Origin of the sequence: Sporosarcina limicola (assembly GCF_014873855.1) — a bacterium.
GTDB classification, from domain to species: Bacteria; Bacillota; Bacilli; order Bacillales_A; family Planococcaceae; genus Sporosarcina; species Sporosarcina limicola.
This window is the reverse complement of the sequence record NZ_JADBEL010000001.1, coordinates 13328-25724: the sequence shown is the minus strand read 5'-3', so window position 1 is coordinate 25724 and position 12397 is coordinate 13328. Positions and strand designations below refer to the sequence as shown.

Below are 12397 nucleotides of genomic sequence, written 5' to 3'. Positions count from 1 at the left end.
CGATCCGCACAATTAAAAAACTCCCGCTAGTGGATTGGTTCACTCATTTATCCAACAAATCCTTCAATTCCCCTTCCAAAAACGGCTCAGCATTCAATAAATTTCTGAATTCATTGTAGCGTGTAAAGTCAGCAGCAGAAGGTTCCTGTCCTGTATAATACGCACGTATCAAGATGTTTTTCGGCGTATGCTCCATGTCAATGAACTCTAATAGTTGTGTTTCGTAACCGACGAGTGACAGCAATTCAGCACGGATTGAGTCGGTGGCGAGTGCAGCGAATCGTTCTTTGATAAGTCCATGCTGAAGCATGACATCGAGTGCGGGCGACTTGATTTGATTGAACAGTTCGTGTTGGCAACAAGGAACACTTAAAATAACTTTCGCTCCCCACTTCACTGCGCGGGCGAGTGCCATGTCGGTTGCAACATCACAAGCGTGAAGTGTGACAACCATATCGACGGACGTTTCGTCATTGTAATCGTTTATATCGCCGACGAGGAATTCTAGATTTTCGTAGTCAAGATCTTGCGCAATGACACTACATTCCTCAATGACTTCTTTTTTCAAATCAAGGCCAGTTACACGAATGTCGAGGCCTTTTTCAATGCGCAAATAATGATAGAGCGCAAACGTTAAATATGATTTTCCAGAGCCGAAATCGAGAATGCGGACAGGGCGGTCTGTTGGTAAATGAGCAAGGGAATCGTCGATGAATTCGACAAACCGGTTGATCTGCCGAAATTTGTCATGCTTTTGTTTTTTTACTTTACCATCAGGTGTCTGCACGCCAAGTCGTACTAAAAATGGGTAGGGTGTGAACTCATCAAGTAAATAATTTTTCTTTCGGTTATGCGATAGATCGGCGACTTTCCTGGACTGCACCTTATCCGATTTCCACATTACTTTGCGTTTTTTTGACAGTTGTATATGAACTTTTTCATCAGTAAACTCACTGTTTACCTGTCTGAAGCGTTCCAATAATTCTTCGAGCTTACCATGTACTTCATCGGCTGTTACGTTTTCGTGTTTTAAAACGCGTTCGAATTGGTATTCAAATTGAATATGTAGCTCGCCTTTGAGTTCCACGGGTTTTACCTTGACACGTTTCACTTCATCAGTCTTCGTACGGGGTTGGCTAACTGTACCGCTAATGAATGAGCCATCCATCATACGGCGTGTCAGTTCATCTACTAATTCTTCAAATTGCATCGCAATCGCTCCTAGTTAAACTCAAATCCCTGCTCTTTCAAAAACTCTTTCATATGCTGCCGTTTTGGCGCGCCTAGAAAACTTGCCATGTCCTCGGACCAATTGGTATTTTTCTGATTTGCTCCACGACTTACGTAATAATCGTTCATGGTTTGGTTATAAGCGGGAATGAGTTCGTCGTATTTATCGGGATCATAGCTATTTTCGTGAATGATTGCTTCGATGGGTAGTCTCGGTTTCACTTCATTCGCCTCGTCAGGTATGCCAATCGACATGGCAAACATCGGAGCAACGCCTTTTGGTAAACCAAGTAAGTTGCTAACTTCCTGTGGCGCATTGCGTACGCCGCCGATGTAACATATGCCATAGCCTTTTGATTCTGCAGCAATGGCGACATTCTGGGCAAACAATGAAACGTCGATGGCACCTACAAGTAAGTTTTCCGCATGTGTAAAGTCGATATCCCTACCTATTAAATGCGCCGCCTTCTCTAGTCGGCAATAATCCGTACAAAAGATGAGTATAGCACCTGCTGATAAAAACTGTCGTGGATTTTTGGATAGCTCGGCTAGTCTTTCCCGTTTGCTGGTATCCGTTACGTGAATGACAGAGTAGGCCTGCACAAAATGGGAACTTGCAGCATGTTGACCTGCGTGAATAAGCTCATGGACTTGTTCTTTCGATAGTGGAACGTCTTTATACTTCCTAACGGATGTATGAGCCGTTAACAATTTAATCACCATGGAATCCCTCCAGAAAATTTCTATATAATTAAGAATACCAGACTTAGTTAGCGGTAAACTACCTATAAAGCTTGAAAAGGGGTGGGAACAATGAGTTGGAGTGAAGTATGAGATTGTGTGAAAATTATTGCATCGGGTAAGATTACAACACCAGACAAGGCGGCAATTGTCCTTGCGATGGGGCAGGCCTTGTCCAAATCGCGCGCGGTTTCATGATTTCGGTTTGCTGCATTATGGCGCATCGTTGCCATACCGATGATTGTCCAGCAGCTGTTGCGACAACGGATAAGAAGTTGCAACAAGGGCTTGTTGTGGAGGATAAGAAATTCCGTGTGACGAATTATATTTTGACGATGCGAGAAGGACTGTTTTGTATCGCTGGAGTGGCTGGCCTAGATTCACCGACAAAGCTTGCGCGTCATCATGTTGTGTATAAAGACGAACGTGGTCGAATTTTTCCTGTGGAATGAAATATAGAATACCGTTCACTCTAAAGGAGGGGGAGAACGGTATTTTTGTGAATTTATTTAGTTTATTTAAGAAAAATCGTTTCTTAGGTTCTGAATTATATGATAACATTAGATGTAGAGCTAGGAAAGGGGAATGGTATATGATGTTGTTACATAAAACAGTGGGGGGAATCGTGAGGGAACAGGCACAATTGCATCCTACACAAGAGGCGTATGTTTATCCAGAACATGAAGTCCGTAAAACCTATCAGGAATTTGATGAAGAAACGGATGAACTTGCCAAAGCTTTTATCGGTATGGGGATTGCTAAAGGCGAGCATGTCGCCATTTGGTCAGATAACAAACGAGAGTGGCTGCTGAGTCAATTTGCGACAGGGAAGATGGGGGCTGTCCTTGTCACGGTGAACACAAATTATCAGGCAACGGAATTGGAGTATTTGCTGGGACAGTCTGATTCTACGACATTGATTTTGGACGAGAGCTTTAAAGGAACAAGTTATATCGAAGTTATCCGTAAGGTTTGCCCTGAATTGCTGACTAGTGAAAAGGGTGGGATTTCAACTGATAAGCTCCCACACTTCAAACGGATTATCCTTATGTCTGAGCGTGAAGAACAAGGTATGTATAAGTGGTCGGAATTCATGTCGCACGCGGATGGAGTGACTGATGTTGAGTTAGAAGAGCGTTTTCAATCACTTGAACCGGATGACGTCATTAACATTCAATATACGTCTGGCACAACCGGGTTTCCGAAAGGGGTCATGCTGACGCATAATAATGTGGTTAATAACGGGAAGATTATCGGAGATTATATGAAATTGACCGAACAAGATCGTGTGTGCATTCCAGTCCCGTTTTTTCACTGTTTTGGCTGCGTATTAGGGACACTTGCGGCAGTGACACATGGCTCTGCGATGGTAATTGTAGAGCAATTTGAGCCAGTTCGGGTTTTGCAGGCCGTGCAAGATGAGAAATGCACGGCATTGCATGGCGTTCCAACGATGTTTATAGCCGAACTGAATCATCCAGATTTCAAGAAATTCGACACATCAACGTTACGCACAGGAATCATGGCAGGTTCAACATGCCCGATTGAAGTGATGAAGCGTGTGATTGAAGATTTAGGAATCGAGGAGATTACGATTTGTTATGGGCAAACGGAATCGTCACCAGTTATTACACAAACAAGGACGAACGATCCAATCGAAAAGCGTGTATCGACTGTCGGGAAACCACATCCATATGTCGAAGTGAAAATCATTAATCCTAAAACTGGAGAAGATGTTCCAGTGGGGATACCCGGAGAACTCTGCACACGTGGTTATCATGTAATGAAAGGGTATTATAATAACGAAGTAGCAACACGTGCTGCAATTGACCAAGAGGGATGGCTTCGAACAGGTGACATTGCCGTTATGGATAAAGAAGGGTATATCGATATTACTGGGCGGATCAAGGATATGGTTATTCGTGGTGGGGAAAATATTTATCCGAAAGAAGTTGAGGAATTTTTATATACTCATTCGGGAATATCCGATGTACAAGTTGTTGGTGTACCTGATCCGAAATACGGTGAAGAATTGATGGCATGGATTATTCCGAAAGATGGAGTGGAACTGGATGCAAAGGCGGTACGTGAATTTTGTAAGGGAAGTATTTCTTATTATAAAATTCCGAGGTACATTGAATTTATAGATGCATATCCAATGACCGCATCAGGAAAAATCCAGAAGTTTAAATTGCGTGAGATGTCTATTGAAAAATCACATAAATAGCAATGAGGAAAGTCGGGTTTCTATGAAAATTGAGGAAATGCGCTTTTTCTTATTAGTGTTCAACTAGTTCCTCGTCGGACTAGCCTTATTTACCAGGGAATTTCGGAGAGATGCAAACAATTTGTCGCTATATAAGTTGAACGAAAGATCATCGGCCCATTTATACTTGAATAGTTGAAAAAAACGCGACAAACAAGTATATATAGAATTAATAAAAGAAGTATAAAACTTAAATTTAACTTATATAGCTAGTAATTATACAATTTATTTCGTAAAGTATTCCGGAAATGGTTTTATGCATAAAATATGGTATAATAGAATTTATTGATAAAAGGAGGATTCAATATGACAACTGAAATGTATCAATTAATTGCAATTATTTTATACATGGCGGCGATGATTTTCATTGGATGGTATGCATTCAAACGTACATCCAATCTAACAGATTATATGCTTGGCGGACGTGCACTTGGTCCAGCTGTTACTGCGCTTAGTGCCGGAGCTGCAGATATGTCGGGCTGGTTGCTTATGGGATTGCCTGGTGCAATCTATCTTAATGGACTTGTTGAAGCATGGATTGCTGTCGGTTTGACACTCGGAGCATACTTGAACTGGGTGTTCGTTGCACCACGTCTTCGTGTCTATACACAAGTTTCCAGTGATTCTATTACAATTCCTAGTTACTTGGAAAGTCGTTTGAAAGATAAATCACGTCTCTTACGGATTGCTTCTGGTGTTATCATTCTTACTTTTTTCACATTTTATGTGTCTTCAGGAATGGTTGCAGGCGGTAAGTTTTTCCTTAGCTCATTCGGGCTGAACTATCACGCCGGTCTGCTGATTGTTTCTGCTGTCGTTATTTTTTATACATTATTCGGCGGGTTTTTAGCGGTCAGTTATACGGATGTTGTTCAAGGTATCGTTATGTTCTTTGCCCTTCTCCTTGTTCCGATTGTAGGTGTATTCATTACAGGAGGGTTTACAGAAACTACGGAAAGTATCCGGACTGTAAATCCGCAACTGCTGAACTTCGTATCAGGAGCAACTTTCCTAGGTATCTTGTCCGCAGTTGCATGGGGACTGGGTTATTTCGGACAGCCGCATATCATTGTCCGCTTTATGGCGCTTAGTTCTCATAAGGAAGCCAAAAAGGCACGTCGAATCGGAATTAGCTGGATGTTCTTAAGCCTGTTCGGTGCGGTTGCCACAGCACTTGTTGGGATTGCTTATTTTCAGCAGAATGCGGGTGTAACGCTGGCGGATAAAGAAACGGTGTTCATTGTCCTCGGGCAAATTATCTTCCATCCATTTATCGCAGGGATCATGCTAGCGGCAGTTCTTGCGGCTGTTATGAGTACAATTTCTTCACAATTAATTGTATCGTCTTCTGCACTTGTCGAAGATTTGTACAAAACGTTCATGAAGAAAGATGCAACGGATAAGCATTATGTCTTTTTAGGAAGAATGGCTGTCCTTGTTGTCTCGTTAATTGCGATGGTACTTGCTTGGCCGAATAATGAATCCATTTTAAATATCGTATCGTTTGCATGGGCTGGATTTGGTGCCTCATTTGGTCCAATTATCCTTCTATCTCTTTATTGGCGTAAACTTACTACAAAAGGAGCGCTATGGGGAATGATAGCCGGTGCCGTTATGGTTATGATTTGGGGAAATGTCGATGCATTGCATAACACTCTTTATGAAATCGTTCCTGGTTTCATCCTCTGTCTGATTGTTGCAGTTGTCGTTAGTAATGCCACATACAGACCAAACGCTGAAATCGATAAAGAATTTTTAGCAACAATTAAAATTCTGAACGAAGACAAATAATTTGAAGCCTGCAATGGTTAGATTGCAGGCTTTTCTTCTACCCATTTATAATGAAGAAAGAGGGAATATTACCATGAAACTGGACCATGTTGTTTACTTCACAGAAAAAGCACCTGTACAAATAGTGGCTGAGCAACAAGCGATCGAACGTCACGCTGTTGTCGGTGGTCGCCATGAAAAATGGGGGACACATAATGCACTAATGTACGTGAAGAATGCATATATCGAATGGTTGTCAATTGAACAGATGGCCATCGCGGAAAATGTGAATCATCCGCTTACAAGTTTGCTACTTCATGATTTGGAAACAAGTGAAGGATGGGGAACGATTTGTCTGTCTGTGGATTGTATTGAGGAATTCAATGAGGAAATTAAAATCAAGGGATTCAAGACATCTGGCGTACTAAATGCAGAGCGGTATACAGTGGATAACAAGTTGCGGAAGTGGAAAATGCTTTTTGTAGATCAAGCGATTTCGGATGAATTGCCCTATCCGTTTTTCATCGAATGGGAGGATGCGGAAGAGGTACGCCTCGCGAAGTTGCGTGAAGACGGAACGATTTCAGCTGAAAATGAAAAGATTGAAGTGAAAGAATGTGTGTTTAATGTGGCCAATCCTTTGAAAGAAACAGCGATGTGGGCGGGTTTATTATCACACAAAGTCGGCGACGCCAATCAAATTGCATTGGATAATGTGGTTTTGAGATTTATTGAACAGGAAGACGGCAAGGACAGATTGAGTGCTGTCATCGTTGGTCAAGTTTAACCCAGAAGTTCCAGGAAATTCAGCATGAGTAAACCATTATTCTCCCTTTTAGTTGATGTTTGCGGTTATGGTGAGTTTTTTTGTTGTTTGGCCTGATTTTATCCACCCGACATGCATTGAACTTAAATCTACCGTATAATCGATGTATGTAGAAAGGGGATTTACTTATGTCCAAATCACTTGTACTTGCTGAAAAGCCGTCCGTGGCACGCGATATCGCACGGGTTCTTGGCTGCAATAAAAAAGGGAACGGGTTTCTCGAAGGAACAAATTATATCGTCACATGGGCTCTCGGGCATCTTGTGACACATGCGGATCCAGAAGGCTATGGCAATGAATTCAAGGAGTGGAAGCTCGAACATTTGCCTATCATACCGGAGCCGTTCAAACTTGTACCAATCCGTCAGACATCAAAACAGTTCAACGTAGTGAAGGCCCAGCTTAAGCGTAATGATGTCAAAGATATCATCATCGCAACGGATGCCGGGCGTGAAGGAGAGCTTGTTGCACGTTGGATCTTAGAGATGGCGAAAGTCCGCAAGCCTGTTAAACGGTTATGGATTTCATCAGTTACAGATAAGGCAATCAAAGACGGATTCAATAATTTGAAAGACGGTCGTGCATATGAAAATTTATATGAGGCGGCGGTTGCTCGTGCGGAAGCGGACTGGGTTGTCGGTATAAATGCGACGCGGGCATTGACAGTGAAATACAATGCCCAACTGTCAACAGGACGTGTACAGACACCAACGCTTGCAATGATTGCGGAACGGGAAAAGCAAATTCGTGACTTTAAACCAAGATTGTTTTACGGCATGCAAGCACTCACGGAAACGGCGAAGTTTACTTGGCATGATAAGGCAGGACAGACACAGTCTTTTGATAAAGAAATTATTGAAAAGTTGTTGTCGAAACTGGACGGGGTTCATACAGGGAAAGTGATTGAAGTGAAAACAACACCGAAATCACAACCTGCACCGTTATTATTTGACCTGACAGAACTGCAGAAGGAAGCGCATCGCCGTTGGTCATGGTCTGCGAAAGAAACGCTGTCGACATTACAAGGGTTATATGAGCGTCATAAAGCAGTGACGTATCCACGAACTGATTCGAAACATCTGACATCAGATATGGAGAATACGTTGAAAGAGCGTATTAAAGCAGTTGATATCGGACCCTACCGGAAAGCAGTCAATATGCTACTTCGTTCGGGAACTGTCAAACCGCAGAAGGGCGTCATTGATGATAAAAAAGTATCGGATCATCATGCCATCATTCCAACAGAGGAAACGCCAATTCTCCAAAATCTTTCTAGCCAGGAACAACGTCTGTATGATTTAATCGTTAAGCGGTTTTTGGCCGTGTTCTTTGGCGCATTCCGTTATGATCAGGTACTAGTAGAACTTGTGGTGGGCGGTGAGATGTTCAATGCAAAAGGCCGGACAGTCACGGATGAAGGATGGAAGAAAGTTTATTCGACAGATGAAGAAGAAGCTGATACGGATACACTTCCTTCATTCAAAAAAGGTGATGAACTGAAAACCCATGCTGTTGTCATGACGGACGGGAGAACGAAGCCACCTGCACGGTTCAATGAAGGAACTTTACTAGGAGCGATGGAAAATCCTGTGCAGTTCATGCAAGGTGAATCGAAAGAACTCATCAAGACAATTGGTGAAACGGGCGGACTAGGGACTGTCGCGACACGCGCGGACGTCATTGAACGGTTATTCGGCTCATTCGTCATGGAGAAAAAAGGGAACGATATTTACACAACATCAAAAGGTCGACAACTACTAGAACTCGTCCCAGAAGATTTGAAGTCACCTGCACTAACTGCGGAGTGGGAACAAGGATTGTCGAAAATTGCGAATGGTAAAATGAAAAAAGCAGCGTTCATGAAAGAAATGATTGGATTCTCGAAAAAAACGGTAACGGAAATCAAGACGGATGATAAAAAATTCAAGCATGATAATGTTACTGGGAAAACGTGTCCGGATTGTGGCAAACTCCTACTGGAAGTGAACGGCAAACGTGGCAAGATGCTTGTCTGTCAGGACCGAGAATGTGGACACCGGAAAAACGTTTCCACATTGACAAATGCAAGATGTCCTGTCTGTAAAAAGAAATTGGAGTTGCGTGGAGAGGGCGATGGTAAGATTTTCGTCTGTAAATGCGGCCATCGTGAGAAATTATCGGCATTTGAGAAGCGCAGAGAAAATTCTGGCGGAAAGAAGGCGGATAAGCGTGATGTTCAGAAATTCATGCAGAAGCAGGAAGAGCCAGAAAATACGGCGATGGCAGATGCACTTAAGAAGCTATTTGAAAAATGAGTGAATTTAGGAACTTTTGTCGGATATATTTAAGTTGAAAAAGTAAGTATAATGTAATCAACAGTTTTGTGTTGTAAGGACTATTTGGAGGTGAAGTTTATGAATGCCGTTTTGACACATACGACTGCCCGCGAGCAATCGCAACATTATGATACAATCAGGCGCAGAAATGCGGAAAGTGCCTATGACCGCAATGTGAAATACAATGGGGAAAATCAAAAAATAGTAAAAAATCTAGAAGCTTTACTGTTAGGGAGAAAAGAACCAGAAACTGCTCCATTAGAGAGAAGAGCTCAACCGGAGCAGTTTGGTGCAGGGCAAGTTAAACAAATTACGTTGCCAATCGGGAAAACTCTTGAAGAAGCGATAGATATTTGGCGTTCTGTACGTACTGAAGCAATTTTCATACCGGAACCGTCGACTGCAGATTACCAACTTGCAGCAACAGCATCAGCTAAAACTATGCGAATGGAAGCTAAAATTGCTCTTCATAATCATGCCAAGGCCATCAATGAGGCAGGAACTGTAAAAGAGGCATCTGTGAAACTTCCTTTTAACGTTTTACGGGAACTACCTCAAGTGCAAAAAAGGTACGAGAAGGCAATTTCAACTTACACATATCAAATTCAAATGAAGCAAAATGGATTTGAGATAGGTTGGCCTGATTATTATGAGAGTGCGTAATTAGATATGTAAGGTCGCCTATAAAATGGCGACCTTTTCGTTTTGAGTGGGGAGCGTCTGGTACCCTGGCTCTCGACAACTTCAGAAAAGGAGATGCACGGATGGCTAAACAAAATAAGAAAGTAAAGACGAATGCAGTACGGATTTTGGATGGCGAGAGTATTGTCTACGATCTAATGGAGTACGATGTAAACGACGGCTTGCTGGACGGTGTCTCCGTCGCAGAAAAAACGGGGCAATCAGTGGATAGTGTCTATAAAACGTTAGTCACAATTGCGGGACTGAGAGAGCTTTTCATTTTTTTAGTTCCTGTGGCACTCGAACTTGACCTGAAAAAAGCGGCGAGAGCAGCAGATGTAAAGAAGTTGGATATGTTACCGTTGAAAGATCTGACGAAAGAGACGGGTTATGTGCGAGGCGGTTGTTCGCCAATTGGTATGAAAAAGAAGTATCCAACGTTTATTCACCATTCTGCTAAGGAAATCGATAAAATAATTGTTAGCGCAGGAAAACCTGGATTACAATTGAGACTAGTGCCTGAAGCGCTTGCTCACTCAATTGATGCGTCATTTTGTGATATCGTGAAAGATAGATAGCATGTATCTTAGGCGATGCGCATGCTACAATGAATAGGTTATTGAAATAATCATTCATGCTTTTCGTGGATGATTTTTAAATTTTTTCGACATGGAACAGTGTCTGAGCGTCGCCTTGCGCTTTTCATTTAATGTGTAGGTTTTAGAAAGAAGGATTAGAATGAGAAAGATTTTGTTTTGGAGATGGGCCTTTTTTTTAGGTGGCTTATTAATAGTCTCCCTTGGTATTTCAATGACCATCAAAGGGCAGCGTCTCGGTATCGGACCTTGGGATGTTTTGCATGTTGGTTTATATCAAAAATTTGGATTAACAATCGGTACATGGGGAATTATAACAGGGTTTGTTATTATTATTGCGACGGCTATGGTTTTGAAAGAATGGCCGAAAATTGGAACATGGCTCAACATGTTGCTTCTTGGAATTTTTATAGACATATTTAACTGGTTGCTTCCAGATTTCACTACTCTAATCGGGCAAATAACTATTTTTATAATAGGTATTGTAGTCATGTCCTATGGTGTCGGGGTCTATGTATCTCCGAATATTGGTGCTGGTCCACGTGATAGTCTTATGCTTCTACTAGTCGATAAGCTGGGGATTAGTGTGAAGAGAATACGTACAATGATTGAAGTTGTTGTTGCGCTCCTTGGTTGGCTGCTCGGTGGTCCTGTTGGGGTCGGTACAGTTATAATCGCTCTCCTTATCGGGCAATTTGTCCATTATACGCTCCCTCAATCTCGGAAATTATTATTGAAATTGATAGGTGAGGAAGACGAAAAGATTTTATTCTAAAATGAATTTTTTGAAGCACGCGCATCTAAGCGGTGCTTTTTTTTGTTATCCGCGCATAGGTTAATCATATGTACAGAAAGGATGGTCGACATATACGGAATGATAACCCAATATATGGGGACAGCCTATACAGGACTTGGGATTTCCCATAAATATGACACACTGATTGCTTCTGCGTCTAAAACGTTATTTTTGAAGTGTCCTCCGACGAATGCAATTTCAAACTTATTAAATGAAACCGTGATGCATTTTGTGAAACGGGGATTTGATGTTGACAGATTCATGAACCCCGTGCAACCTGACAAGACGGATGCCATTTTCGTGAAAGGTCCAAATATCCTCTTCATTCAAGCGTCACATCCGGTTGCACTAGAACCTGTGGATATAGGGGGGCGGCACCAAGTAGTCAGCTTTTACGATGTGTACGATGAAGCAAAGTTACGTGAGCAGAACGGATTTGTCGTAGGAAAATTGGGAGAAGCGGAGACCGCGCTTGTAAAATCTTTAGAAACGCTTGCCGCTGCAAAGAAAATCCACGACGAGTGGGAAGTGGTGAACATCGAGCGGATGATGTGGGATCTACATGAAAAACTTATTGAATCGTTAATAGAAGAGTTGTTTGGAATAGTCGAGTTAAATAAAAAATCGACTGTTTCACATAGGCTTATCGGTTCATTGACGTCGGGTGGGGCGCAGGATTTCATTCCCTCGATTACAAAGCGGACGGAAAGGCGGATCCTTATTAAGGGTCTTCCTGGCACTGGTAAATCGACGCTGATGAAAGCGCTTGGAGCTGTAGCAGAAAAACGAGGATTTGACGTTCTTTACGGATGGTGCGGACTCGATCCGAGTGGGGTGGATCTCGTCCTTTTCAAAGAATTGTCGGTTTGCATTCTCGACGCGACGAAACCGCATGCCTACGATCCGGAACGTCCGGGAGATGAATTGCTGGACCTCGTACAGATGTGTACGGATGATACGGATGCGGAAGAGAAAATCAGCCGTATTAGTGAGGCCTATAGAGAAAAAATCCTCGACGCGACTGGGTATATGCAGTCTTATGCACAAGCTGAAAATAGCATGATTAGTACAATGGATTCTGCCATTAAGCAAGCCGCTTTTGAAGAGAAATCAAAAGTACTCTTTAACCTTTTTTGACCGGGATGTACCTCATTCTACACAAGGGTTCAACGTGTG

General features: G+C 42.4%; 10 protein-coding genes and 1 pseudogene. 9 read left to right on the top strand and 2 right to left on the bottom strand.

What is annotated here, in order from left to right:
* Nucleotides 1–43: 43 nt before the first annotated feature.
* Both H4683_RS00140 and nfsA read right to left on the bottom strand, forming a co-directional pair.
* Entirely contained in the window at nucleotides 44–1210 is a 1167-nt protein-coding gene (locus tag H4683_RS00140; protein ID WP_192596807.1) for a class I SAM-dependent methyltransferase, read from the bottom strand.
* 11 nt (nucleotides 1211–1221) lie between these two features.
* A complete protein-coding gene (gene nfsA / locus H4683_RS00135) occupies nucleotides 1222–1953 on the bottom strand; it encodes an oxygen-insensitive NADPH nitroreductase (RefSeq protein ID WP_192596806.1) in 732 nt (243 codons plus the stop codon).
* Nucleotides 1954–2064: 111 nt separating this feature from the next.
* Here nfsA and H4683_RS00130 point away from each other — a divergent pair.
* The 9 genes and pseudogenes from H4683_RS00130 to H4683_RS00090 all read left to right on the top strand — a co-directional run.
* A pseudogene (locus H4683_RS00130) lies at nucleotides 2065–2423 on the top strand (glutamate synthase-related protein); the annotation flags it as partial.
* Nucleotides 2424–2563: 140 nt separating this feature from the next.
* Nucleotides 2564–4198 carry an AMP-binding protein gene (locus H4683_RS00125; protein ID WP_192596805.1) on the top strand — a complete coding sequence of 545 codons (1635 nt, stop codon included), beginning with the start codon at nucleotides 2564–2566 and terminating at the stop codon, nucleotides 4196–4198.
* A gap of 345 nt (nucleotides 4199–4543) precedes the next feature.
* Entirely contained in the window at nucleotides 4544–6028 is a 1485-nt protein-coding gene (putP, locus tag H4683_RS00120) for a sodium/proline symporter PutP (protein WP_192596804.1), read from the top strand.
* 73 nt (nucleotides 6029–6101) lie between these two features.
* Complete coding sequence (locus tag H4683_RS00115; protein WP_192596803.1) at nucleotides 6102–6794, top strand: VOC family protein; 693 nt, start codon at nucleotides 6102–6104, stop codon at nucleotides 6792–6794.
* 167 nt (nucleotides 6795–6961) lie between these two features.
* Nucleotides 6962–9127, top strand: coding sequence for a DNA topoisomerase III (locus tag H4683_RS00110; RefSeq protein WP_192596802.1), 2166 nt, complete (start codon nucleotides 6962–6964; stop codon nucleotides 9125–9127).
* Nucleotides 9128–9226: 99 nt separating this feature from the next.
* Nucleotides 9227–9811, top strand: coding sequence for a hypothetical protein (locus H4683_RS00105; protein WP_192596801.1), 585 nt, complete (start codon nucleotides 9227–9229; stop codon nucleotides 9809–9811).
* Nucleotides 9812–9912: 101 nt separating this feature from the next.
* Nucleotides 9913–10407: a Cys-tRNA(Pro) deacylase gene (ybaK, locus tag H4683_RS00100; RefSeq protein ID WP_192596800.1), complete on the top strand. Its 495-nt coding sequence runs from the start codon at nucleotides 9913–9915 to the stop codon at nucleotides 10405–10407.
* A 160-nt stretch (nucleotides 10408–10567) separates the two neighbouring features.
* Nucleotides 10568–11200 (top strand): YczE/YyaS/YitT family protein, encoded by a 633-nt coding sequence (locus H4683_RS00095; protein ID WP_192596799.1) that lies wholly within the window; start codon nucleotides 10568–10570, stop codon nucleotides 11198–11200.
* Between the two features lie 99 nt (nucleotides 11201–11299).
* A complete protein-coding gene (locus H4683_RS00090; protein WP_192596798.1) occupies nucleotides 11300–12358 on the top strand; it encodes a hypothetical protein in 1059 nt (352 codons plus the stop codon).
* The last annotated feature ends 39 nt before the right edge of the window (nucleotides 12359–12397 follow it).